The organism is Pseudomonas sp. AFG_SD02_1510_Pfu_092, from assembly GCF_003331055.1.
Taxonomy (GTDB): domain Bacteria; phylum Pseudomonadota; class Gammaproteobacteria; order Pseudomonadales; family Pseudomonadaceae; genus Aquipseudomonas.
The window spans coordinates 21,521-46,871 of sequence record NZ_PUQD01000015.1; the positions used below are offsets into that span (position 1 = coordinate 21,521).

Annotated in this window: 18 protein-coding genes and 1 pseudogene; 4 read left to right on the forward strand and 15 right to left on the reverse strand. The window is 60.2% G+C overall.

The window, feature by feature from the left end:
• Positions 1-378 precede the first annotated feature (378 nt).
• Together C6A77_RS09415 and C6A77_RS09420 are read left to right on the forward strand one after the other, a co-directional pair.
• Complete coding sequence (locus C6A77_RS09415; protein WP_114169261.1) at positions 379-1,359, forward strand: integrase domain-containing protein; 981 nt, start codon at positions 379-381, stop codon at positions 1,357-1,359.
• Complete coding sequence (locus C6A77_RS09420; RefSeq protein ID WP_114169217.1) at positions 1,356-1,643, forward strand: hypothetical protein; 288 nt, start codon at positions 1,356-1,358, stop codon at positions 1,641-1,643. Before C6A77_RS09415 ends, C6A77_RS09420 begins: the two co-directional genes overlap by 4 nt.
• Positions 1,644-1,705: 62 nt before the next feature.
• On the opposite strand, the gene C6A77_RS25290 is transcribed toward C6A77_RS09420, so the two are convergent.
• The 15 genes and pseudogenes from C6A77_RS25290 to C6A77_RS09495 all read right to left on the reverse strand — a co-directional run bounded on the left by C6A77_RS25290 (position 1,706) and on the right by C6A77_RS09495 (position 22,405).
• The gene (locus C6A77_RS25290; protein WP_133295871.1) at positions 1,706-4,192 is read right to left on the reverse strand and encodes a hypothetical protein; all 2,487 of its coding nucleotides are present in this window, start codon (positions 4,190-4,192) and stop codon (positions 1,706-1,708) included.
• Between the two features lie 532 nt (positions 4,193-4,724).
• Positions 4,725-6,551, reverse strand: coding sequence for an ATP-binding protein (locus C6A77_RS09425; protein WP_114169218.1), 1,827 nt, complete (start codon positions 6,549-6,551; stop codon positions 4,725-4,727).
• Between the two features lie 629 nt (positions 6,552-7,180).
• Positions 7,181-7,654: a transcriptional regulator gene (locus C6A77_RS09435; RefSeq protein ID WP_114169219.1), complete on the reverse strand. Its 474-nt coding sequence runs from the start codon at positions 7,652-7,654 to the stop codon at positions 7,181-7,183.
• Between the two features lie 42 nt (positions 7,655-7,696).
• Positions 7,697-8,050 (reverse strand): type II toxin-antitoxin system HigB family toxin, encoded by a 354-nt coding sequence (locus C6A77_RS26105; RefSeq protein WP_114169220.1) that lies wholly within the window; start codon positions 8,048-8,050, stop codon positions 7,697-7,699.
• An 88-nt stretch (positions 8,051-8,138) separates the two neighbouring features.
• Complete coding sequence (locus tag C6A77_RS09445; RefSeq protein ID WP_114169221.1) at positions 8,139-8,864, reverse strand: anaerobic ribonucleoside-triphosphate reductase activating protein; 726 nt, start codon at positions 8,862-8,864, stop codon at positions 8,139-8,141.
• Between the two features lie 129 nt (positions 8,865-8,993).
• The gene (gene nrdD, locus C6A77_RS26110) at positions 8,994-9,143 is read right to left on the reverse strand and encodes an anaerobic ribonucleoside-triphosphate reductase (RefSeq protein WP_114169222.1); all 150 of its coding nucleotides are present in this window, start codon (positions 9,141-9,143) and stop codon (positions 8,994-8,996) included.
• Positions 9,118-10,830, reverse strand: a pseudogene (locus tag C6A77_RS09455) (ribonucleoside triphosphate reductase); the annotation flags it as partial. The gene nrdD and the pseudogene C6A77_RS09455, both read right to left, overlap by 26 nt.
• 130 nt (positions 10,831-10,960) lie before the next feature.
• Complete coding sequence (gene moaA / locus C6A77_RS09460; RefSeq protein ID WP_114169223.1) at positions 10,961-11,950, reverse strand: GTP 3',8-cyclase MoaA; 990 nt, start codon at positions 11,948-11,950, stop codon at positions 10,961-10,963.
• Positions 11,951-12,069: 119 nt separating this feature from the next.
• Complete coding sequence (locus tag C6A77_RS09465) at positions 12,070-12,885, reverse strand: peptidylprolyl isomerase (RefSeq protein WP_241507404.1); 816 nt, start codon at positions 12,883-12,885, stop codon at positions 12,070-12,072.
• Between the two features lie 15 nt (positions 12,886-12,900).
• Positions 12,901-13,596, reverse strand: coding sequence for a respiratory nitrate reductase subunit gamma (gene narI, locus C6A77_RS09470; RefSeq protein WP_114169225.1), 696 nt, complete (start codon positions 13,594-13,596; stop codon positions 12,901-12,903).
• Entirely contained in the window at positions 13,589-14,341 is a 753-nt protein-coding gene (narJ, locus tag C6A77_RS09475) for a nitrate reductase molybdenum cofactor assembly chaperone (protein WP_114169226.1), read from the reverse strand. The genes narI and narJ overlap by 8 nt, the downstream gene beginning before the upstream one ends.
• A 2-nt stretch (positions 14,342-14,343) precedes the next feature.
• A complete protein-coding gene (gene narH, locus C6A77_RS09480) occupies positions 14,344-15,882 on the reverse strand; it encodes a nitrate reductase subunit beta (protein ID WP_114169227.1) in 1,539 nt (512 codons plus the stop codon).
• Positions 15,883-15,892: 10 nt separating this feature from the next.
• Complete coding sequence (locus C6A77_RS09485; protein ID WP_114169228.1) at positions 15,893-19,663, reverse strand: nitrate reductase subunit alpha; 3,771 nt, start codon at positions 19,661-19,663, stop codon at positions 15,893-15,895.
• Between the two features lie 61 nt (positions 19,664-19,724).
• The gene (locus C6A77_RS09490) at positions 19,725-21,140 is read right to left on the reverse strand and encodes a NarK family nitrate/nitrite MFS transporter (RefSeq protein WP_114169229.1); all 1,416 of its coding nucleotides are present in this window, start codon (positions 21,138-21,140) and stop codon (positions 19,725-19,727) included.
• Positions 21,141-21,160: 20 nt separating this feature from the next.
• On the reverse strand, positions 21,161-22,405 hold the full coding sequence (locus C6A77_RS09495; protein WP_114169230.1) for a nitrate/nitrite transporter: 1,245 nt from the start codon (positions 22,403-22,405) through the stop codon (positions 21,161-21,163).
• 233 nt (positions 22,406-22,638) lie between these two features.
• On the opposite strand from C6A77_RS09495, the gene C6A77_RS09500 reads away from it, so the two are divergent.
• Positions 22,639-24,444, forward strand: coding sequence for a histidine kinase (locus C6A77_RS09500; protein ID WP_114169231.1), 1,806 nt, complete (start codon positions 22,639-22,641; stop codon positions 24,442-24,444).
• Positions 24,441-25,079, forward strand: a complete 639-nt coding sequence (gene narL / locus C6A77_RS09505; RefSeq protein ID WP_114169232.1) for a two-component system response regulator NarL — start codon at positions 24,441-24,443, stop codon at positions 25,077-25,079. The genes C6A77_RS09500 and narL overlap by 4 nt, the downstream gene beginning before the upstream one ends.
• The last annotated feature ends 272 nt before the right edge of the window (positions 25,080-25,351 follow it).

A 25,351-nucleotide genomic window follows, 5' to 3' on the forward strand; every position in this document is an offset into this window, starting at 1 on the left:
ACTTAACTCGTGACAATCGGCGTTACAAACGCCGATGTCACCAGCAACAGCGCTGTAGATGATGGTGCCGCAGACCAAGGAATGGACTGCACCTGACTGACAGTCAGGCATGCCCCGGTCATCGCACCGCTGCGTTCTCCCGGCTCAGGATCTCGCGGCACTGGTCTCGTCAGCCAATGCAGCCTCCACCCGCCCACCGGTAACGGTGTTCAGGAGGCCAGATCATGAGATGCCCTTGCTCCCGGACGTAAGGAGCCGCCAGTCCCGCGTAGAGGACATCCCCACAGGTCGCAGGGGCCTTGATCCCTGATAACACTCAACATTCTTGGCGGGATGACGTGGGGCGAGGATCGGAGAACGGCAGATGAGGTGATCGACATGGCATTGATAGGCAGACGCGATGGCCGCAATTTCGGTTACGGCAGACAATTGAGCTATGCAGGGTCGCAAGCGCTGAAAGACATGTTCGGTGGTGGTCACTACGGCACAGTCAAGGCGCACAGTGATCGATGGTTGGCATTCGTCAAATGGTGCCGCTCCGAACAGGGGCCCGGTATCAATGATGCGCGGCAGATTGATCGCAAAGTGTTGGCCGACTATGCGGCGTATCTGCGTGACGTGGTTAGAAGCGGTGACCTCGCTGTCAGCACCGCACAAAACCGGCTATCCAGCGTTAACAGAGCTATGGCAGCGCTTCGCGGTGATCAATACGTGAAGTTGCCAAGCCCAAGCAAGGCATTAGGTATGCAGCGCAGCGGGGTTCGTCAATTGGCCCCACAAGGCCAGGACCGCGAACAGGTTAAGCAAATCGTTGATACGCATTGCCGTCATGATCAGCAGCGGGCCGCCGCGATCGTTCTGTTGGCGCGAGCCGCCGGCATGCGCTTGCGTGAGGCCATCTTGGCTGACCTGCCACGGCTGAGCCGTGAGGCTAACGAATTTGGCAGGATCAACATTCAGGATGGCACCAAAGGCGGTCGCTCAGGAGCCTCGGCGCCGCGATGGATTACAGTGGACGATCATGTTCGCGAGGCGCTTGAGTTTGCACGGCAGGTATCGCCTATGGGTAGCCGCAATCTGATTGCGCGACACGAAAGCTACCTGACATTTCTGCAAGAAATCATCCACCCTGCGCGGGTCATCCTTCATGCACACAACCTCAAGGGCTTCCATGAGCTTCGTGCGGCGTACGCCTGTGAGCGCTATGAGCAAATCACCAAGCATCGGGCGCCTATCAACGGCGGCCATTGTTGCCTGGTAAATAGGAACCTAGATCGTGAGGCTCGCAGCCAGATCAGCTACGAGTTGGGGCACGGACGGATCGACGTGGTCTCGGCCTACATTGGTGTACCGACATGAGCAAGCCATTCGATATGGAGTTGTTCTTAGTGGGAGTGCTGACCGGTTCACAAGCGACCCGTCAGCGCCATTTACGGCAGGCGAAGGTCATCCACGCTGCCATCGCCGATCACTGGCAGCGAGAGTCGCCTTGGTCTTGGCAGAGAAAGCATGTGGCTTGGTTTCTGGAACACCGACTAACTAGGCGAAGCGAGGCGACTCGGTACTACTATTTTCTGACCGTACGGCTGCTAACTGGACGTTTGGAAAAATCATGGTGCTTCAAGTACCAAGTGAAGGTTTGATTTATGTAACCATCCCAAAGCTACTGTTACTGCCGCTCTTGGGAGCGGCAGCATTTTTTAGCTCAGAATTTTTGACGTCTTGCGCTTCGCATAACTTTCGTACTTTCATCGCTGAAGCTTTGCATGGCTTTAGATGTGAACATATCTTCATCTGGCATACCCAAAGAGTAAAGCTCTTTTTCTCTAAGCTCCTCGGATCTTATGTAATCCAGAAATTCTTTTACTCGCTCAAGTCTAACTTTTACTCGTTCGAGCCTGTTGCCCTTTATGAAATAATTATATTCTGTCTTTGCGGCTTCTATTAGGTAGTTACTTGTAGTTTCGTTAAATATCCCGCAGTCGGTACAGATTAGATCTAGGTATGTGAAGTAATATGCTAAGTCGTTAAGCATGTACAGGCCGTAGCTGGTTATTTTTATTCCATCTACGGATTCGGAATAGGAGTCGAGGCGATTATTTGACTCAATGAAGCCGTGTTTCAGTAACACATCTAAATTTTGTTCGAGGTCATCGGTCATGCTGAAGACTTCAGCAAAGTAAGCTCTAAGCTCTGCAACATTTGTGTACTGAGGTGCTGAAGGATCTACGCCCTTCGAGATTTTTCTCAAGATTCTAAGTGCGGTAAAATGTGAGCCGTGTCTTGAAGATCTTATTTGGTAGATGTTGGGGATGTCACTAACCGATTCGTCGTAGAAATATCGGTTGGGGATCATTACTGGTTTTATTACTTGGTGTATTTTAAATGTCCATGTTCCATTGGAGATCATTTCCTCTACGTTAGTATAGCCAGAGAGAAGAAAGCTCCTAAATAGGTCTAAGGACAAGCGTATGTCTCCATGAGCACAAGCGCTTAAGAATTGGTTTAATGGTGATTGATAGTTTGCGAATTCACGGCTCAATATTTTTAGATACCGTGAACTGTCTGTTGTAAAGCCTGTGTCGTAATCTCCGAGGCTCTCTTTAGAAATCTTGTTTTCGTCTAAGAGTATTGACACGGTGTAGTCTAGACGTTTCTTGAAAACTTCTGCAGGTTTGGGTGAGCTGATATGAAAACCGGAGTTCTGAAAGGCGTCTAGCACACCATGTATCTTTGAGTCATAGAACCTTTCTTCACGCATTGAAATGAGGGTGACACTTTTAAGGCGATCTGATATTTCTTGGGCAGAAGAAAAGCAGAAGTCTTGTACAGTTGTGGAGTACTGGTCGGTGTTATCAATTACAATAATAGCGCCTCGCTCCTGGGCGGCTAGTCTCTCTACAAGCCGCTCGGCGCAATACGCTAAGTCAATTTTCCAGCCAGCCACCAAAGAGTTGAGCTTTATGTTGTAGTTTTCAGATTCTGGCTGTAGGCCGGCTAGGTCCTGTCTTTTGGCGACCTCAAACCTATCTGCAAATAGTTCGGAGATTAAAGTTTCTCTTTGTGCGTTTAAAAGGTCATCTAGGTCGAGCTGTGCAACCAGATTGCTCCAAATGGTTTTGCGTATGATTTCAATGTCTTCTGGGACTTTAAGTAAGTCAATAATAGCAATCGCTGAATGGTCTCGAAGCCACTTTGGTGCGTGATGGTGCAGCAATCTTTTGATAAAGGTGGACTTGCCTGCTCCCTTGCCTCCAAATAAAACTAGCACTTCTCCCCTTCTATTTTCTTTTATGTTTTTTGTTAGACGACCTCCCAGTCGTCCACCTTTTCCCGTATCTTCAAGCTGCTGCACTCCGTAAGACTGAAAGTATGGGGATAAAGAATCTTGAATTAAAGATCGCATTCCATCAGAGGTGCCTTGGTATTCTCGCTGGGAGACGTAGCATCTTTCCATGAACTCAGTGTCTGAGTCTTTTATGACCCCGAAGTACCTATTGACGATCGGACGAAGTTTTGAGGCAAGCCTGTTTGCTGTGATGGTGTGGGAATAGGATGGAATTTTTTCTTTCGGAAAGAAAATTGTTCTATCTTTGGGTTGTGCGCTACTTAGTAATATGGGAAGTGATGAGTTGTCAACGATTGCTGTGTATGAGAGGGAATTGATTGCCTTGGTGTATTCGAGTTTAAAAAAGTCTAGAGAACGGACCACGAAGGCTTGAAGAGTCTCCCAACGCTTGCCTTTTTCAAAGGTTTTGAAGAATATCCATTCCATCCCATTGGTAATACAAGCGTACTCACATCCGGTATCGAAGCAGTATGTTCGTACTTGTTCCATCGCTGATTTTACGGTTGCATCGGAAATGAGCTTTCTAATCGATATGTAAGAGCATTTCTCTACAGGAGAACTTGCAATTGGTAATTCGAAGAAAATACCTGCTCGCTTAGCTTCGATGAATAGTAGATCGTCACCGTTGTTTTTCTTTAGAACGTAGTCAGCATATCCTGGAGCAATATACTCTTCGACTGAAACCCTGTTTTTTGGCCAGCTTAGGAAGTCGTGAATAATAAAATCTATGATTTTATGTCGTGTCTCAGCTTCGTTTATGTCGCGAGAGTTGTGGCACTTAATGACTTCATCAAGTGCGTCTAACTTGTCGTTTGCGATGGAGATTTTCTTTCCTTTAGACACGGCTGACTTCCTGCGTTCGTAAATTTCAAATTTTTCGTGCGTGGGGCCAAGTGCCATCATTCTAGCCTAGACTAGTTTCTTTATCAAATCTGCAAGGTTTTGTCTGGGGCTGATTGTTCTGTCGTTGCAAATGCCTTTGCTGCTTCAGCTTCGGGAAATCTTAATTTATTTGGTTGCGATTTCTGAAGTGCAGGCTATTTGATAGAGTTTCTCGTTTTTTCTATTTCCTTGGGCTCAATGTGTGTGGGTTTGTTTTCTCGCAGGTAACTCGTAATTAAGGAAATGGTGAAGGTGATAAATTTATCGTTTTCTACATCAACGTCACAAGGGGCGTGAGGGACAAGATATGCAAGTCCCTACTCTTATGAAAAATATGGTGAGGGGTTAATATGTCTACTTGAAAGATCCACCGAGCCTAGTGAGGAAAATCTCTAGGTCCGGTGGCTGTCTTTAACAGAAATCAGCTGTTGGCCGATATCTGTCTCCGGGCTCTGATAGCATTTCGTCGTGGATGGCAACCTTTCAACGAAGGCTAAGTCAGCATGCTGCCCAAACGGCGGAGCCAGCCTCGAACTTCGCCATCTGGATCTCGCTCATCCAGCATCGCAGCTGTCATACAAGGGAAGGCTTGTTGAGCGAGCTTTCTTTTCGCATTGGAGTCTTTAAGAGGTTTTCCACTGCCAGAATGCGCTACGAATGCTTCCCCGAATACTTTGGGGGTTGCTTTGCCTTCGAACGGGTGGTCGGTAATCTCGATTTGGAAACCGAATGCCATTGAGATAGCATCCTTATGAAGGTAGCTTTCGATCTCATGTTTGGTGGTGACAACTGCCCAAGAGCCATTTCCACGCTCGTTCACCTTTCGGGCAGACTCAGCATATTCAGGAACATCTCCGTCGTAGATGTGCACCTCTTGTTTGTTGAGGCCGCGTAAGTAGTGCTGGTTTACCCAATGTTCAAGTGTGCCGCCGCCTAGGACGACAAATGCTAGGCGATCATCAGATGCAAGGTTGGGTAATGTTGCGTCAGATTGGTATAAGGCATTGGACAGAGCCTTTAACGCTAAGACATCGGTCGGCCCCTCGACACACAACAATACTTGAACACGGCTGTCTGGTGTTACACCGAGCGCTTCAGCTACTTGGCCAAACGCGTCGACCCCTGATTGAATTTGGGGCTTCTTAGTCTCGGAATGGCGTGATACATAGCGGATGCTCTCTTGGGGCAGAGAGGAGGCGAAGCCGGGGCTGTGAGTCGTCAGAAGTACTTGGCAGCCCGAATCTTCTGACAATGCCTTGAATGAGTCGATAAGAATACGCTGATTATTCGGGTGCTGTGCTGTCTCCGGTTCTTCTACGGCATAGATCATGCTGCGCTTGGCACTGGTTTGGAGGCGGCGCTCTGCCTCAGCTTTGAAGAAACTCACCAATACCAGTCGTCGTACGCCGCTACCCCGTTTATTCAATGGGATGCCGTCATCGGTGCTCAAGCTAAGCGAAAACAGACCCTGCCATTTGGCGGCAGAAGGGGGGCTGAACTCGGGCGTCAGTTCACTGGCAAGGTTCGGATCAATCGTGGCCAGCGCGGCGTGCGTGTTTCGCGCTATCTCCTCCGCCTTCTCCCGCACCTTAGCTTGAATGCGCGCAATGTCCTCTTGAACCTCCGCGATTGCTGCTGCTACAGCCGCTTTCATGGGACTCTGGACCTCGTTGTCGGAATCCCGGCTGCTTCGATCGCTTTGGAACAGCGCAAACATGGGCAGGTGTGGCTCGATTTGATCCCAGATCCGCTTAACATCATCCTTGAGCTTGCCCACCGGAATAGCGATCTCCCGAAGCTGGAGGTCGCCGGATGCAGCCCAAATGGCGCGCCGCATCCCAGGATTTCCTTTCAGAGCGACTTCTAGTCCAAGGTCCTTAACTTTTTTCTGTAGCTCTTTCTCTTTCAACTCCAGGAGATTGCTGCAGGAAGAAGCAGTGGGATGGTTCGCGATTACTAAAACTTCTGCGGTTGGCTTTTTGTTTGTGCAATCGAAGGTCTTTCGGATTTTCAGACTCCCATCCTTGGTCAGCAGGTATTCGTCGGCTAATGTGGTCTCAGCTCCCGCATCCAGGGTCAGCGTTGGGGGTAGCTCCGAAAACTCGCAGGTAATTGAGACAGTTTTGTCGGCGTTGTGAACGTTGGCATCCGCTTGTTCCATGGATACAAGATCCCCGTTAAAGAAGATTTCCAAAGCCTCCAATATGGTCGATTTGCCGATATCGTTTCGGCCTACAAAAGTCGTCAAATCGTCAAATTCGATTCGAACCTCTTCCCTGTAGCAGCGGAAGTTGGTGATGGAGACTGCTTCCAATCGCATGTTGTGCTCCCCTGAGCGTCTTCCCCTGCAGCCACATCGGCTGCTTGTCGATGATGCAGTGGGGTGATCGTCGTAGCAACGTGATCTTCGCCTAGAGATACTTTAAGAGATAGAATTTGTTTTTGTAATTGATAGTTATCATATAAATCAATTGGTTACGCTATTATTCGACTCCTGGTGCCGCACCATTCGCAGTATCAAAAAGGCTCACCGAAAGGTGGGCCTTTTTTGTTTTCAAGGTCGCTAAAGCACATATCCTTGGCCCAGGCTGACATGGTCGGTGTGGGAACAACGGTCTTGTGTTGCCTGTACTGACCTCATCGCTGGCAAGCCAGGCTCCCACAGGTACAGCGTTAACCCAAAGCCATCGCAGTACCTGTGGGAGCGGGTTCACCCGCGAAGCAGGCGACGCGGTAGATGGCACCGGCTGCACTGGTTTTCGCGGCTAAAGCCTATAGGAATAGCTCAAGGCATGAGGTCAACGCGGTCGGCGTAGGAGCAACTATCTCTGAGGGTTTATTTTCAACGATCCTCGGCGGCCATCGCATACCGATCGCGTTCGAAAATTTGCAAGGTCCCATCGATACCATTCATCCCCTCCTTCAACAGGAAGGTCTGATTGGCCAAATTCACGCCACCCCATGCATGAAGAATTCAACCGGTACGTTAAAAAACTCAGCGAACCCCTTTATCTGCGCAACTGTCATTTTCCGCTTATTATTCAATATCTCCGAAACCGCGCTCTGGTTCGCTATCGCTACCAGATCTTTTTGCTTCACGCCCCTGTCCGTCATCAGAAATTGCAGTGCCTCTGACTGCGTAGCGAAAGGGACCAATACGGTTTCACGCTCATACTCATAAACCCGGTCCGATACCATCACGGCGAAGCGAGCGGCAGCATGTTCTTCGCTGTCAGCGTGGGAGTAAAGCTCGTCAATCAACATCATCCGAGCCTGCAGATCAGCATCATCCTGAATGGGATCGTGACAAGCAGCCAACAGCTGAGCCAGTGTCGTGGCCTGCGCGTTCAACCCATCCAGCAGGGGTGAAATATTAGCGATGAAGGAGTCCAGCCCAGTGGCCTTGATCTTGTCACGCTTCATTTTGTCACCTATCAATTTGTTAGTTGCAGTTGCAGCGTGGATCTACTTGACATCATGTTTGCACCATTTGTCGTAATCAGCGTGTGACAGTACGGCTTTTATATAAATGATGCCCGATGCACCGTTGACCCAGGAAATGATCCTGCATTCATTTTTCTTGATATCGAAGACATAGATATCAAGCGGTCCCTTTTTGCTTGCAGGCCTCAGTTTCGAGTGTGGAACCCGATCGACGTTCCACCCCGACACGGTTAGCCACGTCTGCCGGACCTGCTCAAAGGACTCGAAGCGCAAACCGACCCTGTCAAACGTCGTTAGCCACAAGCTCAAGGGGGCCTTCCATTGGGCATGGGTTTCAATGGCCTTGGTTACCGCCGCTCGTGTGATTACCCGCATTTTCTTGTTCCGGCGTCCCTACTTGGCACAAAAAATATTCCATATCCAGATATCTGTCAACCAGATATCTGGATATGGAATGTCGCCGTCAGGCCACCTCCCTCACCTCAAACCCCTCGAACAACTGCCCCAAATATCGCCAAACCCCCTCCACCTCAGCCGGCCTCCCCACCTCGCCCAACCTCGCATCCAGCATCCTCCCCGCCCGCGCCAGTTGCACCACGAACCTGCGCACCCCAGCCCCTGCCAAGCGCTCCCCCAACCGCTGCACCTGCTGGCAATCGAACAACCCCCAATGCACCGTGGTACGGCACTCATGGTCCACCCCACTGGCCAGCAACAATTCCAGGCTCGCCCAGTTCGCCCGGCCGCTGCCGCGCACGCCGGTGATCAGTTGGCAGTCTTCTTCCAGCGCCTTCACGTCCATCCCCACCCAGTCGCAATACGGCAACACCCGGTTCAGCGAGCCGGGGCGAATGCCGGCGGTGTGCAGCCCTACCTTGAAGCCGCGTTCGCGCACGGCGCGCATGGCAGCAGGCAGGGCGGGTTGCAGGGTGGCTTCGCCGCCGCTGAAAACCACGGCCTGCAGCAGGCCCTGGCGGCGGTCGAGCAGGTCGAGGACATCGCGCCAGGGCAGGCCGGGGTCGGGGGTGCGGGGGATCAGTTCGGGGTTGTGGCAGTAGCGGCATTGCCAGGCGCAGCCTTGGCAGAACACCACGCAGGCGAGGTGGTCGGGGTAGTCGAGAGTGGTCAGGGGTTGCAGGCCGCCGATGCGCAGGGCGCTGGCCTGGCAGTTGGGATTTGGGGTTGGCATGGTTGCTCCTGGGTAAGGAGAAGTCTTGGTTGCCTGGGCTGGCCTCATCGCCGGCAAGCCGGGCTCCCACAGGTATTGCATAGAACTCGAGGATGTAGCTGGTCTGTGGGAGCAGTCAGGCTTGATCCGTCAGCGTTGCTCGCGGAAGTGCCGGCGTTCGTGGTGTTCGGACTGTTTGCCGGGGTTGAAGGCGGCCACGGGGCGGTGGTAACCCATCACGCGGGTCCACACCTCGCAGCGCTGGCGTTTTTCTTCAGGCAGTGGCTGGTTTGCATTCATGCTCTCGCTCCTTTTCAGCGTTCAACAGCGCTTCATCACAACGCGGGCAGAACTCGTGTTCGCCCGCCAGGTAGCCGTGCACCGGGCAGATCGAAAAGGTGGGTGTCACGGTCAGGTAGGGCAGCCGGAAGCGGCTGAGGGCGGTGCGCACCAGTTGCTTGCAGGCCTGGGCAGAGGAGATGCGCTCGGCCATGTACAGGTGCAGCACTGTGCCGCCGGTGTATTTGCATTGCAGGGCATCCTGCAGCTCCAGCGCTTCGAACGGGTCGTCGGTAAGGCCGACCGGCAGCTGCGAGGAGTTGGTGTAGTACGGCGCCTCGGGCGTGCCAGCCTGGAGAATGCCCGCGAAGCGTTTGCGGTCTTCGCGGGCAAAGCGGTAGGTGGTGCCTTCGGCGGGCGTGGCTTCGAGGTTGTAGAGGTGGCCGCTGCGCTCCTGAAAGGCCACCAGGCGGGCGCGTACGTGGTCGAGCAGGGCCAGCGCGAAGGCGCGGCCGGCCTCGGTGTGCAGGCCGTCGCGGTCGCCGGTGTAGTTGCGCAGCATCTCGTGCAGGCCGTTCACGCCGATGGTGGAGAAGTGATTGCGCAGGGTGCCCAGGTAGCGCCGGGTGTAGGGGAACAGGCCGCTGTCCATGTAGCGCTGGATCACTTCGCGCTTGCGCTCCAGGCTTTCGAACGCCAGCTCCAGCAGGGTGTCCAGGCGGGCGTACAGGCTGGCCGAGTCGCCTGGGTACAGGTAGCCGAGGCGGGCGCAGTTCAGCGTTACCACGCCGAGCGAGCCGGTCTGCTCGGCGGAACCGAACAGGCCGTTGCCGCGCTTGAGCAGTTCGCGCACGTCCAGTTGCAGGCGGCAGCACATGGAGCGCACCTGGTTGGGCTGCATGTCGGAATTGAGGAAGTTCTGGAAATACGGCAGGCCGTAGCGGGCGGTCATTTCGAACAGGCGCCGGGCGTTGTCGCTGTCCCAGGGGAAGTCGTGGGTGATGTTGTAGGTCGGGATCGGGAAGGTGAACACCCGGCCCTTGGCGTCGCCTGCCATCATCACTTCGATGTAGGCTCGGTTCAGCAGGTCCATCTCGGCTTGCAGGTCGCCGTAGGCGAAGGGCATTTCCTCGCCGGCGATGACCGGGATCTGCTCGCGCAGGTCGGCGGGGCAGACCCAGTCGAAGGTAAGGTTGGTGAACGGGGTCTGGCTGCCCCAGCGCGAAGGCACGTTGAGGTTGTAGATGAACTCCTGCAGCGCCTGGCGCACCTGTGGATAAGCCAGCCGGTCGTTGCGCACGAAGGGCGCGAGGTAGGTGTCGAACGAGCTGAAGGCCTGGGCGCCAGCCCATTCGTTCTGCAGGGTGCCGAGGAAGTTGACCATCTGCCCGAGGGCGCTGGTCAGGTGCTTGGGCGGGCCGGCTTCGACCCGCCCGGGCACGCCGTTGAAACCTTCGTGCAACAAGCTGCGCAGCGACCAGCCGGCGCAGTAACCGGCAAGCATGTCGAGGTCGTGTAGGTGCAGGTCACCTTCGCGGTGCGCTGCGCCGATGTCGGCGCGGTAGATTTCGTCGAGCCAGTAGTTGGCGGTGACCTTGCCGGCTACGTTGAGCACCAGGCCGCCCAGCGAATAGCCCTGGTTGGCGTTGGCCTGCACGCGCCAGTCCTGGCGTGACAGGTACTCGTTCATGGCCGCCGCCACATCGACAGACCGCCGCCCGCGCGGCGCCTCTTGCTCGCTGTTCATCAAACCTCCAGAACACAGCATCTAGTCATCGAAAAGCACTAAAACACTATATGTTGTGTTCTGGTTTTAAAAATGACCTGCATCAAGTGTTTCAGCCGCCGCTGGCATTCATGAAGCGCAGCACCTGCACGTCGTCCCGGTCGAACACGTGGCGGGCCGGCTTGCGTTGCAGGGCCTGGTGGATGGCGTCGAGCACCGGGGCGTCGGCACCGGGGTGGCGCCGCAGCAGGCCGCGCAGGTCCAGCGAGTGCTCGTGGCCCAGGCACAGCAGCAAGCGCCCTTCGGCGGTCAGGCGCACGCGGTTGCAGGTGTCGCAAAAGTGCTGGCTGATCGGCGAGATGAAGCCGATGCGGGTGTCGGGGTGGCCGCTGACCCGCACGTAACGGGCCGGGCCGCCGCTTTGTTCGGCACTGTCGATCAAGGTGTGGCGTTCGGCAATGCGTTCGCGCACCCAGGCACTGGAGCAGTAGCTTTCCGGGCGCGAGCGGCCGACGTCGCCCAGCGGCATTTCTTCGATGAAGCTGATGTCCAGGCCGTGGGCGATGGCGAAGTCGACCAGGGCCGGGACTTCGTCGGCGTTGCGCCCGTGCAGGGCCACGGTGTTGAGCTTGATGGCGGCGAAACCGGCCTTGCGGGCGGCGTCGATACCGCGCAGCACGCGGCCGAGTTCACCGCTGCGGGTGATGCTGCGAAAACGCTGCGGGTCGAGGGTGTCGAGGCTGATGTTGAGGCGTTTTACGCCGGCGTCGGCCAGCGGCTGGGCGAGCTTGGGCAGTTGCGAGCCGTTGGTGGTCATGACCAGCTCGCGCAGGCCGGGCATGGCGGCGATGCGCTGGCACAGGCCGACGATACCGGGCCGTATCAGCGGTTCGCCACCGGTGAGGCGGACCTTGCGCACGCCCTGGCTGACGAACAGGCGCGCGGTGCGTTCGATTTCCTCCAGGGTCAGCACTTGCTGGCGGGGCAGGAACTGCATGGTTTCGGCCATGCAGTAGATGCAGCGGAAGTCGCAGCGGTCGGTGACCGAGATGCGCAGGTAGTCGATCTTGCGGCCGCAGCCGTCGAGCAGTTGGGTGGTCATGTGGGTACTCCTTTCGGGCCATTCGCGGGTAAACCCGCTCCCACAGGGATACCACAGCCCCTGAATTTGACGCCGTACCTGTGGGAGCGGGTTTACCCGCGAAGAGGCCCTTGAAGCGGTTACTGAACCAACGGGCCTGAGGCGCCATCGAGGAGGATCCCGCGGATGTCGGCCTGGCCTATCAGGTTCCCCAGATACTGCCCCACCGCCACCTGCCACACCCGCTGGTCCAGCTCGGCACGAATCGCTTCGTGCACCACCTCGAATGGCAGCGCGCGCCCTTCGATGCGCTGGTCTACCCACACCAGGTGCACCCCATACCGGCTCTCCAGTGGCTGCATGGCCAAGCCCAAAGGCAAGCGCAGCAACTGCCGCTCGAACTCCGGCACGGTCTGCCCCTGGCTGATCTGGCCCAGCGCCCCGCCCTGCTCCCTGGATGGGCAACCGGAGTGGGCCAGGGCCAGCTCGGCAAAGCGCGAACCATCCTCGGCCAGCTGGGCGAGCAGCGCCGCGCCCTGCTCCCTGGCCTGGCTGCGGCCCTCGGCATCCTCCGGCGCGCAGGCCAGCAGGATGTGCCGCACGGCCAGCAGCGGGGCGCTGGCATAGCGTTCACGGTTGCTGTCGAAGTAGTGCCGGCACACCGCGTCGTCGGCGCCTGGCAGCGGCAGCTCCCGTTCGATCAGCAGGCGTGTCAGGGCCTCTTCCTCGCTCTCGCCATCGGTGCACTCGGCCTGCAGACCCAGTTCGGCGATGCGCTGCAACAGCAGCTCGCGCACCACCAGCGCCTGGCTGGCGAGGTAGATCGCCTCTTGGCGATCTTCTGCCGGGTGATACTGCAACTCCCGGGCAATGGCGTCGCCGGCAATGGCCACGCCGTTCACGGTAATCCGCGGCCACTGTTGTTCGCTGCTGGCAATCAGTGCTGAAGCTTGCATGGTCATCGCCCCTCCTCAGCCTTTCTGCCGCACGATCTGGTAGCGCCGGCCCAGGTACCACACCGGGGCACTGACGAAGTGCACCAGGCGGGTGAACGGGAACAGCACGAACAGGGTCAGGCCCAGCGCCACATGCAGCTTGTACACCAGGCCCACCGGGGCGATTGCCTGTGCCGCCAGTTGCGGCTGCAGGGTCACGGTGTATTGCGCCCAGTCGGCCAGCATCACCATCACCGCGCCATCCAGGTGCTGGGTGGAGGCGACGATGGTCATCAAGCCGAGCGACAGCTGCGCCAGCAGCACTACCAGGATCATGATGTCGGAGAAGCTCGAACTGGCCCGCACCCGTGGGTTGAACACTCGGCGGTGCAGCAGCATGATCAGGCCGAAGAAGCACAGGATGCCGAAGAAGCCGCCCGAAACCATCGCCAGCAGCTGCTTGTCGGCGGTGCCGATGAAGCGGTGATACACCGCCTCTGGCGTCAGCAGGCCGACGAAGTGGCCGGCGAGGATGAACAGCACGCCGACATGGAACAGGTTGCTGGCCACGCGCATGTAGCGCTGGTCGGCCGGGGTCTGGCTGAACAGCTGGCTGGAGCCGGCCTTCCAGCTGTATTGCGACAGGTCGAAACGCGCCCAGCTGCCGATCAGGCAGACGGCCAGGGCAATGTAAGGGTAGACCCCGAACACCAGCAGATTGACGTTAGACATTGTGTACCTCCCGGGCCGCAGCGTTCGGCCCGCCTTGCTGGAAATCGACCCAGTGCAGCGGCACCGGTACCTCTTCACGCGCCTTGCCCGGCGCCCGTGGCTGGCTCGGGCAGCGCTCTTGCTGCTCGGCCTTGAGGAAGTCCACGGCCTCCTCTTCCCAGACCTTGTCCATGGCCTCCAGCGAATCGTCGCGCGGCTCTTCCGCCACCCGCTCGCGGGCAGCTTCCATCACCGCCTGCGGGTTCACCCCGGCAATCTGCAACAGCGCCCGCAGGCAGGCGGCGTAACGGCTGTCGCGTTCCTCCAGGCGTGCGGCCAGCAGCGCCAGCAGGTGGGCCACGTCAGCCAGGCCTTCGCGGGCGCTGAGGTCGTCGCGGGTGGCGAGGTATTCCAGGTACAGCGGGATGTAGTCGGGCAGTTCGCGGACACCGATGGCGAAGCCGGCTTCTTCGTATTGGGCCATCAGGTCGACCATGGCCTGGCCACGATCGCGCGACTCGCCGTGCACGTGCTCGAACAGCAGCAGCGACACGGCGCGGCCACGCTCGAACAAGCCGTCGTAGCGCGCCTGCACTTCCATGGTGTCGTCGCCGGCCAGTTCGTCGAGCAGGCAGCGCAGCGCGGCGCGCTGTGCCGGGCTGATCTCGCGGGCGGCATCGATGGCCGTTGCCAGTTCTTCGTAGCCCTGGACCAACGCCTCGTCGGGGTAGTCGAGCAGCAGGGAAATCACCTTGAGAATGCGCATGTTCATTTCTCCCACAGCTGGACGGTCTTGAGCACATCGCGGCGGTTGGCCTTCTTCGCCCCGAACATGTTGCTGTCGGAGCTGCCGCCACAACCGCTGCCGAAGCTGAAGCCACAGCCGGAACGTTCGGCGAAGGCGTCGCTCATGGCCTCTTCGCGGTGCGCCGACGGCACCACGTAGCGGTCTTCGTAGTTGGCGATGGCCAGGTAGCGGTACATGTCTTCGCACTGGGCCTGGCTCAGGCCCACCGACTCCAGCACTTGCAGGTCACGCACGCCGTCCACCTGCTCGGCGCGCTTGTAGGCCCGCATCGCCAGCAGGCGCTTGAGGGCCAGGCGCACCGGGGCTTCGTCACCGGCGGTCAGCAGGTTGGCCAGGTAGCGCACCGGAATGCGCAGGCTGTCGACGTCCGGCAGCACGCCGTCCATGCTCACGCTGCCGGCGGCGGCGGCGTTCTGGATCGGCGACAGCGGGGGCACGTACCAGACCATCGGCAAGGTGCGGTACTCGGGGTGCAGCGGCAGGGCCAGCTGCCAGTCCACGGCCAGCTTGTACACCGGCGACTGCTGCGCAGCCTCGATCACCGACATCGGCACGCCATCTTTCAACGCCTGCTCGATGACCTTGGGGTCGTTGGGGTCGAGGAAAATCTCCAGCTGCTTGCGGTACAGGTCCTGCTCGCCCGGGGTGCTGGCCACCTCATGGATGCGGTCGGCGTCATACAGCAGCACACCCAGGTAGCGGATACGGCCCACGCAGGTTTCCGAGCACACGGTCGGCATGCCGGCCTCGATGCGTGGGTAGCAGAAGATGCACTTCTCGGACTTGCCGCTCTTCCAGTTGAAGTAGATCTTCTTGTACGGGCAGCCGCTGATGCACATGCGCCAGCCGCGGCACTTTTCCTGGTCGATGAGGACGATGCCGTCCTCTTCGCGCTTGTAGATCGCGCCGCTCGGGCACGAGGCCGCGCACGCTGGGTTCAGGCAGTGCTCGCACAGGCGTGGCAGGTACATCATGAAGGTGTTTTCGTACTCACCGTAGATGTCGGCCTGCACCTGGTCGAAGTTCTTGTCCTTGCGCCGCTTGGCGAATTCGGTGCCGAGGATTTCTTCCCAGTTCGGGCCCCATTCGATCTTCTCCATGCGCTGCCCGGAAATCAGCGAGCGTGGCCGCGCCACCGGTTGGTGCGTTGCCTGCGGGGCGGTGTGCAGGTGCTGGTAGTCGAAGTCGAACGGCTCGTAGTAGTCGTCGATGGCCGGCAGGTCGGGGTTGGCGAAGATGTTTGCCAGCACGCGGAACTTGCCGCCGATGCGCGGGTTGATCGAGCCGTCGCGGTTGCGTACCCAGCCGCCTTTCCATTTGTCCTGGTTTTCCCATTCCTTGGGGTAGCCGATGCCGGGCTTGCTCTCGACGTTGTTGAACCAGGCGTATTCCATGCCTTCGCGGCTGGTCCAGACGTTCTTGCAGGTGATCGAGCAGGTGTGGCAGCCGATGCACTTGTCCAGGTTCAGGACCATGCCGACTTGCGAACGAATCTTCATGGCTAACTCCTCAAATATCCTTGGGCAGTGGCTGTGGCAGGGCATCGCCGCCCAGGCCGCCGACATCGGTGCCGTCCAGCCAGTCGACCTTGCTCATCTTGCGCACCACCACGAATTCGTCGCGGTTGCAGCCGACCGTGCCGTAGTAATTGAAGCCATACGCCTGCTGGGCGTAGCCGCCGATCATGTGGGTGGGCTTGAGCACTACACGGGTCACCGAGTTGTGGTGGCCACCGCGGGTCTTGGTGCTCTCGGCGCCGGGCACGTTCACGATGCGTTCCTGGGCGTGGTACATCATCACCATGCCTTCCTTGACCCGCTGGCTGACCACCGCGCGGGCGGTGAGTGCACCGTTGGCGTTGAAGCACTCGATCCAGTCGTTGTCTTCGATGCCAACCTTCTTCGCGTCGACTTCGGACATCCACACGATCGGCCCGCCACGGCTCAGGGTGAGCATGATCAGGTTGTCGCTGTAGGTGCTGTGGATGCCCCACTTCTGGTGCGGGGTAATCCAGTTCAAGGCAATCTCCGGGTTGCCGTTGGGCTTCTTGCCCTTCACGTAATCCACGGTGCGGGTGTTGATTGGCGGGCGGTAGCTCTGCAGCTGCTCGCCGAAGGCCTGCATCCACGGGTGGTCCTGGTAGAACTGCTGGCGGCCGGTGATGGTGCGCCACGGGATGTATTCGTGGACGTTGGTGTAGCCGGCGTTGTAGCTCACGTGCTCGTCTTCCAGGCCCGACCAGGTCGGGCTGGAGATGATCTTGCGCGGCTGCGCCTGGATGTCGCGGAAGCGAATCGCCTCGTGCTCCTTGGGCGTCGCCAGGTGGCTGTGGTCGCGGCCGGTGAATTCCGACAGCGCGGCCCAGGCCTTGACCGCCACGTGGCCGTTGGTTTCCGGGGCCAGGCTGAGGATCACCTCGGCTGCATCGATGGCCGATTCGATCTTCGGCCGGCCCTGGCTCACGCCTTCGTCGCGGACGGTGTGGTTCAGCTCGCCGAGAAACTCCACTTCGTGCTCGGTGTTCCAGTTGATGCCCTTGCCGCCGTTGCCCAGTTTGTCCAGCAGCGGGCCGAGCGAGGTGAATTTCTTGTAGGTGGCCGGGTAATCACGCTCGACCACGGTCATGTTCGGGCAGTTCAGGCCTGGTACCGGGGCCACGCCGGCGGTTTTCCAGTCGCTGCCGCCGAACGGCTGGGCCAGCTCGCCGGGGCTGTCGTGCAGCAGCGGTACGGTGACCAGGTCCTGTTCCACACCCAGCTGGCCTTCGCTCATGGCCGAGAAGGCCTTGGCGATGCCTTTGTAAATCTCCCAATCCGAACGCGCTTCCCAGGCCGGGTCGATGGCAGCCGACAGCGGGTGGATGAACGGGTGCATGTCCGAGGTGTTCATGTCGTCCTTTTCGTACCAGGTCGCGGTCGGCAGGACGATGTCGGAATACATGCAGGTCGACGACATGCGGAAATCGAGCGTGGTGACCAGGTCGAGCTTGCCGATGGCGCCCTCTTCCACCCACTCGGCCTCGCTCGGCTTGAAGCCGCCGCGCTTGCCGAGGTCTTCGTTCATCACGCCGTTGCGGGTGCCCAGCAGGTACTTGAGCATGTATTCGTGGCCCTTGCCCGAGCTGCCCAGCAGGTTGGAACGCCAGATGAACATGTTGCGCGGGAAGTTGGCCGGGTTGTCCGGCTGCTCGCAGGCAAAGCGCAGCGAGCCGTCCTGCAGCGACTTGAGCACGTAGTCCTTGGCCGGCATGCCGGCAGCGGCGGCGTCACGGGTGACCTGCAGCGGGTTGCGGTTGAGCTGTGGCGCGCTGGGCAGCCAGCCGGCGCGTTCGGCGCGGATGTTGTAGTCGAGCATGTGCTCGGGGAACTGTGCCTTGTCGGCCAGCGGCGAGAGCACTTCGTGAATGCTCATCTTCTCGTGGCGCCACTGCGAGCTGTGGTTGTAGAAGAAGCTGGTGCCGTTCATCTGCCGTGGCGGGCGGCTCCAGTCCAGGCCGAAGGCCAGCGGCAGCCAGCCGCACTGCGGGCGCAGTTTTTCCTGGCCGACATAGTGGGCCCAGCCACCGCCGGTCTGGCCGACGCAACCGCAGAGCATGAGCATGTTGATCAGCCCCCGGTAGTTCATGTCCATGTGGTACCAGTGGTTCATCGCCGCGCCGACGATGATCATGCTGCGGCCATGGGTCTTGTCGGCGTTGTCGGCGAACTCGCGGGCCACCTGGATCGCCCGTTCGCGCGAGACGCCGGTGATCTGCTCCTGCCAGGCCGGGGTGCCCGGCACGCTGGCGTCGTCGTAGTCACTGGCCACATTGCTGCCGCCCAGGCCACGGTCGATACCAAGGTTGGCGGCCATCAGGTCGAATACCGTGGCCACTTTGGCCTGGCGGCCGTCGGCCAGGGTCAGGCTGCGCACCGGCACGCGGCGCAGCTGAATGTCATCGCCTGGGGCGGCGGCAAAGTGCTCGTGGTATTGGCCGCCGAAGTAGGGGAAGGCCACCTCCACCGCTTCACCGTCGTCGAGCAGGCTCAGGCGCAGGTCGATCGCACGGCCTTCACCGCCTTCGCGGGCTTCGATGTTCCATTTGCCCTTCTCGCCCCAGCGGTAGCCGATGGCGCCCTGTGGCGACACCAGGCCGGCGCTGATGGCGTCGACGGCGATGGTCTTCCACTCGGGGTTGTTTTCCTGGCCGAGGTTGTCGGCCAGGTCCGAGGCGCGCAGGAAGCGGTCGGCGCTGTAGCCGTCGGCGCGTTCCTCGAGCAGCACCAGCATCGGCAGGTCGGTGTACTTCTTGGCGTAGTCGCGGAAGTAGTCGCTCCGCGTGTCGAGGTGGAATTCCTTGAAGATCACGTGGCTGAAGGCCTGGGCCAAGGCGGCGTCGGTGCCTTGCTTGGGGTTCAGCCACAGGTCGGTAAGCTTGGCCACCTCGGCGTAGTCCGGGGTGATGGCCACGGTCTTGGTGCCCTTGTAGCGCACCTCGGTGAAGAAGTGCGCATCGGGGGTGCGGGTTTGCGGGACGTTGGAACCCCAGGCGATGATGTAGTTGGAGTTGTACCAGTCGGCCGACTCCGGCACATCGGTCTGCTCGCCCCACACTTGTGGCGAGGCCGGCGGCAGGTCGCAATACCAGTCGTAGAACGACAGGCACACGCCACCGATCAGCGACAGGTAGCGGGCACCGGCGGCGTAGCTGACCATCGACATGGCCGGGATCGGCGAAAAGCCCACCACACGGTCCGGGCCGTGCTGCTTGACGGTGTGCACGTTGGCCGCAGCGATGATTTCGTTGACCTCGTCCCAGCTGGAACGCACGAAGCCGCCCATGCCGCGCTGGCTCTTGTACGACTCGGCCTTGACCGGGTCGCTGACGATGCTGGCCCAGGCCTCGACCGGTGCCAGGCTGCGCCGCGCCTCGCGCCACAGCTTGAGCAGCGGCTTGCGCACCTTGGGGTACTTCAGGCGGTTGGCGCTGTAGATGTACCAGCTGTAGCTGGCGCCGCGCGGGCAACCGCGTGGCTCGTGGTTGGGCAGGTCGTTGCGGGTGCGCGGGTAGTCGGTCTGCTGGGTTTCCCAGGTGATCAGGCCGTTCTTCACGTAGATCTTCCACGAGCACGACCCGGTGCAGTTCACCCCGTGGGTGGAGCGCACGATCTTGTCGTACTGCCAGCGCGAGCGGTAGACGTTCTCCCAGTCACGGGATTCCTTGCGGGTTTCACCGTGGCCGTTGGCAAACTCACCTTGTTTGCGCTTGAAGAAGCGCAACTGGTCGAGAAGGTGACTCATGTTCAATTCCTCTCAGGCTGAGCGCGGCTGCCCGCGCTCGTAATCAAGTCGTCGGGCCCGGTCAGCAGGGCGTCTGCGCGCCTTTGCGCGCGTACCACCACCAGGTCACCAGGATGCAACTGACGTAGTACGCGACGAACGCATACAGCGCTGCTTCCGGGCCACCGGTCAGGGCGATGGAGCTGCCGAAGCTCTTGGGGATGAAGAAACCGCCGAAGGCGCCCACGGCCGAGCTGAAGCCCAGCACCGCGGCCGACTCCTTGCCCGCCTCGCGCAGTGCCCGCTCGCGCTCGGCCGGCTGGGCCTTGGCGCTGGCGCGTTCGTGCAGGGTGCGGAAGATCACCGGGATCATGCGGAAGGTGGAGCCGTTGCCGACGCCGGTGGTAATGAACAGCACCATGAACATGCTGAGGAAGCCGAAGAAGTGCCCGGCCTCGCCGGCCCGTGGCAGGAAGGCGATGACACCGAACACGGCGGCAATCATCAGCACGAAGTTCCACAGGGTTACCCGGGCCCCGCCGAGCTTGTCCGAGACCCAGCCACCCAGCGGCCGCGCCAGGGCGCCGACCAGCGGGCCGAGGAAGGCGAACTGCAGCGCATTCACCTGCGGGAACGAGGTCTTGATCAGCAGCGGGAAGGCGGCGGCAAAACCGATGAACGAGCCGAACGTGGCCAGGTACAGCCAGCACATCAGCCAGTTGTGCTTGCGCTTGAAGATCACCGCCTGCTCGCTGAACGAAGCGCTGGCAGACTTGAGGTCGTTCATGCCGAACCAGGCCGCCAGGGTGACCAGGGCAACCAGCGGCACCCACACAAGGCCGGCGTTCTGCAGCCACATCGCGCTGCCGTCGGCCAGCTCACGGGGCTCACCACCGGCGGCGCCGAACAGGCTGACACCGATCACCATCGGCACCAGGAACTGCATGCCCGATACCCCCAGGTTGCCCAGGCCGGCATTCAGGCCCAACGCCGTGCCCTGCTGGGCCTTGGGGAAGAAGAAGCTGATGTTGGACATCGACGAGGCGAAGTTGCCACCGCCAAAACCGCACAACAACGCAATGATCACGAACACGCTGTAGGGGGTGCTTGGGTCTTGCAGCGCCACGCCCATCCACAACGCCGGGATCAGCAGCGAGGCGGTGCTCAGCGCAGTCCAGCGACGGCCGCCGAACACCGGCACGATGAACGAGTAGAACACCCGCAAGGCGGCGCCGGACAAGCCCGGCAGCGCCGCCAGCCAGAACAGCTGGTCAGTGCTGAAGGCAAAGCCTGCGGCGTTCATGCGCACGATCACCGTGCTCCACACCATCCACAGGGCAAAGGCCAGGAACAGCGCGGCGATGGAGATCCACAGGTTGCGGTTGGCGATGGTCCGGCCGGTCGCATTCCAGAACTGCGGGTCTTCCGGGCGCCAGTCCTCGATCACGGGCCCGGGGCGGGCCTGGCGGCCTACGGCGGGGTTGTTGGATGCCGACATGGTCAGTCTCCTCAAAGGGTTCAGGAATCGGAATGCTTGGCGCCCAGCACCGGTGTCTTGCGCACCTCGCTGAGGTACATCCAGATCAGCGAGACCCAGACGACGCCGTACAGCAGCATGAAGTTGGAGCTGCGCACGCCGGTCAGGTCGACCAGCGCGCCGAACAGGATCGGCAGCACGAAGCCACCCAGGCCGCCGGCCAGGCCGACGATGCCGGACACCGCGCCCATGCGGTCGGGGAACTCGTCGGCGATGTACTTGAACACCGAGGCCTTGCCGAACGCCCAGGCCACGCCGACGACGAACATCAGCGCGGTGAACACCCAGACGTTGAGGCCGATGTGGAAACTGCGCGGGCCGTCGATGGTCTGCACGGTGACGTCGGTCTGCGGGTACGAGAGCAGGAACAGGCACACCCAGCTCACCCACATCACCCACCAGGTCACGCTTTGTGCCCCCCAGCGGTCGGACATCCAGCCACCCACGGCGCGCAGCACGCCACCGGGCAGAGAGAAGCAGGCGGCGAGCAAGGCGGCGCTCTGCAGGCTGAAACCGTATTCGCCGACGTAGTACTGGGTCATCCACAGGGCCAGGGCCACATAACCGCCGAAGACGATCGAGTAGTACTGGCAGTAGCGCCATACCCGCGGGTCTTTCAGGGTGGCCAGCTGTTCGCGCAGCGACACGCTGGAAGCCACCCGGTGCGCCTTGTCGTCATAGGTGAAGAACCAGAACATCACCGCGGTGACGAACAGGATCGCCGAGAACACCTTCGGCACCATCTGCCAGCTGGCGGCGGCGATGATCGCCGGGGCCAGGAACTTGGTCAGCGCCGAACCGGCATTGCCGGCACCGAAGATGCCCATGGCCAGGCCCTGGCGGGAAGCGTCGAACCATTTGGCGACGTAGGCGATACCCACCGAGAACGAGCCGCCGGCCAGGCCGACGAACAGGCCCAGCACCAGGAACTGCCAGTATTCGTGGGCATCGCCGATCAGGTAGATCGGCAGCACGCACACCAGCATCAGCAGGAAAAACACGATGCGCCCGCCAAAGCGGTCGCCGAGCATGCCCAACGGCAGGCGCACCAGCGAACCGCTGAGCACCGGGGTGGCGGCCAGCAGGCCGAACTGGGTTTCGTTGAGGTCGAGCAGATCCTTGATAGGCACACCCAGCACCGCGAACATCATCCACACCATGAAGCAGATGGTGAAAGCGGTCGTGCTCATCCCGAGCACCAGCCCCTGCTGTACGTTGCGCTGCATGTGAACGCTCTCCAGGGCGACATTTCACGCGCAGGCTAGGAGCATGGCGCCCGGCCGCGATTGACCTGCATCAAGGTGCAAGGGCTGCCGGCTGGCCTACCATGTAGGCCGCTACCACCAAAGTGGTAGAGGCTTTAAACGCCAATTAATCCTTTTTAATCAATGACTTAAATGGATTTGTCGGAAACGCCTGGCAGCGGATAAACGCGCCGGCACTCTTTGGAGGTAGCAGCATGCTGAGCTGGCTGAAAAGCTCGTTGCCGGCCCGTGCCGGGCTGGCCGTGGTGCTGCTGGCCGCCCTCAGCCTGGCCAGTACATTCAGCGCGGTGATGATCGCCCGGGTGAGCGAGAACGATGCCGCCGCCATGAACACCGCCGGCTCCTTGCGCATGGCCACCTACCGCCTGGACTGGCAGCTGGAAGCCAACGCCGCCCCGGCGCTGCTCGACCAGCTGCGCGACGACATGCAGCAACGCCTGCAAAGCCCGACCCTGGCGCACATGCTCGATGACGGCGACCACAGCCCGGTTGGCAAGGCCTTCGCCCAAGTACTCGGGCAATGGCAAACCCACCTGCTGCCGGCGTTGCAGGCCAATGACAAACAGCGCTTCCAGCAAGAGGCCGAGCGCTTCGTCGAGCACCTGGAAGACTTCGTCCTGCAGTTGCAGAAGCAGAGCGAGCGGCGCCAGGGCTGGCAACAGAATATCCAGGGCGCGGCGCTGTTGATCACCGTGGTGATTTTGCTGATCGGCCTGTATGAACTGAACAGCGGGGTGATCGCCCCGTTGCAGGAACTGGTGCGCACCACCGAACGCTTTCGCGCCGGCAAGCTCGATGCACGCATCCGCCATCGTTCCAGCGACGAACTGGGGCAGATGGCCGACAGCTTCAATGCCATGGCCGATGCCATCGAGCAGTCACACCGCACCCTGGCCTCGCGCGTGGCGGAAAAGACCCAGGAGCTGGAGCAGAGCAACGCCGCCCTCGACCTGCTGTGCCACGCCAGCCGCAGCATCGCCACCCAGCCGACCAGCGCCGAGCACCTGGACGAGCTGATCTCCAGCTTCCAGCAACGCTTGCCGGGGTTGCGCCTGTCCTTGTGCCTGCACGGCGAAAACGCCGCCGGCCATGCCCAGTTGATCGCCCTGCATGGCGACGACGGCACGCGCGATGTCTGCGCGCCCGGCGATTGCCACAGCTGCCAGCGCCAGTTCCTGGCCAACCGCTTCAGCCTGCCGGTCAGTTCGCAAGGTGTGCTGCTGGGCGACTTGCGTGCGTATTTTCTCGATGGGCACGCGGCGCATGCCTGGGAGCGTGAGCTGATACAGGCGCTGGCTGACCTGATCGGCACCAGTTTGTCGCTGGAGCGCCAGCGCGAACGGGAAAACCGCCTGTTGCTGCTCGACGAGCGCAACACCATCGCCCGCGAACTGCATGACTCGCTGGCCCAGGCGCTGTCGTACATGAAGCTGCAGGTCAGCCGTCTGCAAACCCTGATTCGCCGTGGTGAAAATACTGAAACCCTGTTGGCGGTCAGTGACGAATTGCGCACCGGGCTGAACAATGGCTACCGGCAACTGCGTGAGCTGCTGACCACCTTCCGCCTGCAGATTCAGGACGGCGGGCTGGAGCAGGCACTGGAAGACACCGCCCACGAGTTTGCCGAACGCGGCAACATGCGTGTGCGCCTGCAACAGCAACCGCTGGCATTCACTCTGGGTGCCAACGAGCAGATCCATGTGCTGCAGATTGCCCGTGAAGCGCTGTCCAATTGTGCCCGCCACGCCAAGGCCAGCGAGGCCTGGGTGTACCTGCGCCAGGATGGCGAGCTGATCGAACTGCTGGTGGAGGATGACGGCATCGGGCTTCAGCCCGATTACGACGGCCGCCAGCACCACGGCCTGAACATCATGCAGGAGCGCGCCCGCAGCCTGGGCGGCCAGCTCAGCCTGGCACCCCGCGCCCCTCAAGGTACGCAGGTAAGGCTGCGTTTCGCCCCGGGCTTCCTGCGCCAACCTGAAACCGAGACGCCGACATGAACGTTGCTGCCCCCTATACCCTGCTGCTGGCCGATGACCATCCGATGATGCGCCGTGCGTTGCGCCAGCTGATCGAGCTGGAAAGCGACCTGGTGGTGGTCGGCGAAGCGAACAATGGTGTCGAGGCCTGCGAACTGGTGCAACGGCTGCAGCCGGACCTGGTGGTGCTGGACAACAACATGCCCGAGCTCAACGGTGTGGAGGCGCTCAAGCGCCTGCGCGAACAGGGCTATGCGGGGCGCATTCTGCTGTTCACGGTATCGGATGCCGAGCAGGATGTGCGCGATGCCATGCGTTTCGGCGCCAACGGTTATCTGCTCAAGGACATGGAGCCAGAGCTGCTGATCGAGCGCATACGCGACCTGCTGGCCGGCAGCCTGGTGGTCAGCCCGGCGCTGAGCACCGTGCTGGCTCAGGCCCTTCGGGCCTCGCATGGCGCCAGCTCGCTTGACCTGACCGACCGCGAGCGGCAGGTGTTGAAGATGATCGCCGGGGGCTTGAGCAACAAGATGATCGGCAACAAGCTGGGGATTACCGAAGGGACGGTGAAGGTGCATGTGAAGAATCTGCTGCACAAGCTTGGTTTGCGCTCGCGCGTCGAAGCCGCCGTCTGGGCCCTGGAAAACCTGCGCTAGCCCGGGCGCTGCAATCTGTGCGTTGGTAACCTGTGGGAGCGGCCGTGGCCGCGAACACCGGCGCAGCCGGTGCCATCTACCGCGTCGCCTGCTTCGCGGGTGAACCCGCTCCCACAGTAGACGGCGCAAGCCCGGCTGACGCTGTGCCTGTGGGAGCGGCTTTAGCCGCGAACACCGGCGCAGCCGGTGCCATACACCGCGTCGCCTGCTTCGCGGGTGAACCCGCTCCCACAGTAGGCGGTGCAGGCCTCGGCTGACGCTGGACCTGTGGG

What these genes read in the sequence shown, in the direction of transcription:
- C6A77_RS09415 (WP_114169261.1), top strand. Translation starts at nt 379, where the DNA reads ATGGCATTGATAGGCAGACGCGATGGCCGCAATTTCGGTTACGGCAGA.
- C6A77_RS09445 (WP_114169221.1), bottom strand. Translation starts at nt 8,864, where the DNA reads ATGCCAACCCCAAATCCCAACTGCCAGGCCAGCGCCCTGCGCATCGGC.
- C6A77_RS09425 (WP_114169218.1), bottom strand. Translation starts at nt 6,551, where the DNA reads ATGCGATTGGAAGCAGTCTCCATCACCAACTTCCGCTGCTACAGGGAA.
- narJ (WP_114169226.1), bottom strand. Translation starts at nt 14,341, where the DNA reads ATGCGCATTCTCAAGGTGATTTCCCTGCTGCTCGACTACCCCGACGAG.
- narL (WP_114169232.1), top strand. Translation starts at nt 24,441, where the DNA reads ATGAACGTTGCTGCCCCCTATACCCTGCTGCTGGCCGATGACCATCCG.
- narI (WP_114169225.1), bottom strand. Translation starts at nt 13,596, where the DNA reads ATGTCTAACGTCAATCTGCTGGTGTTCGGGGTCTACCCTTACATTGCC.
- C6A77_RS09420 (WP_114169217.1), top strand. Translation starts at nt 1,356, where the DNA reads ATGAGCAAGCCATTCGATATGGAGTTGTTCTTAGTGGGAGTGCTGACC.
- C6A77_RS09485 (WP_114169228.1), bottom strand. Translation starts at nt 19,663, where the DNA reads ATGAGTCACCTTCTCGACCAGTTGCGCTTCTTCAAGCGCAAACAAGGT.
- moaA (WP_114169223.1), bottom strand. Translation starts at nt 11,950, where the DNA reads ATGACCACCCAACTGCTCGACGGCTGCGGCCGCAAGATCGACTACCTG.
- C6A77_RS09465 (WP_241507404.1), bottom strand. Translation starts at nt 12,885, where the DNA reads ATGCAAGCTTCAGCACTGATTGCCAGCAGCGAACAACAGTGGCCGCGG.
- narH (WP_114169227.1), bottom strand. Translation starts at nt 15,882, where the DNA reads ATGAAGATTCGTTCGCAAGTCGGCATGGTCCTGAACCTGGACAAGTGC.
- C6A77_RS09435 (WP_114169219.1), bottom strand. Translation starts at nt 7,654, where the DNA reads ATGAAGCGTGACAAGATCAAGGCCACTGGGCTGGACTCCTTCATCGCT.
- C6A77_RS09500 (WP_114169231.1), top strand. Translation starts at nt 22,639, where the DNA reads ATGCTGAGCTGGCTGAAAAGCTCGTTGCCGGCCCGTGCCGGGCTGGCC.
- nrdD (WP_114169222.1), bottom strand. Translation starts at nt 9,143, where the DNA reads ATGAATGCAAACCAGCCACTGCCTGAAGAAAAACGCCAGCGCTGCGAG.
- C6A77_RS09490 (WP_114169229.1), bottom strand. Translation starts at nt 21,140, where the DNA reads ATGTCGGCATCCAACAACCCCGCCGTAGGCCGCCAGGCCCGCCCCGGG.
- C6A77_RS09495 (WP_114169230.1), bottom strand. Translation starts at nt 22,405, where the DNA reads ATGCAGCGCAACGTACAGCAGGGGCTGGTGCTCGGGATGAGCACGACC.
- C6A77_RS26105 (WP_114169220.1), bottom strand. Translation starts at nt 8,050, where the DNA reads ATGCGGGTAATCACACGAGCGGCGGTAACCAAGGCCATTGAAACCCAT.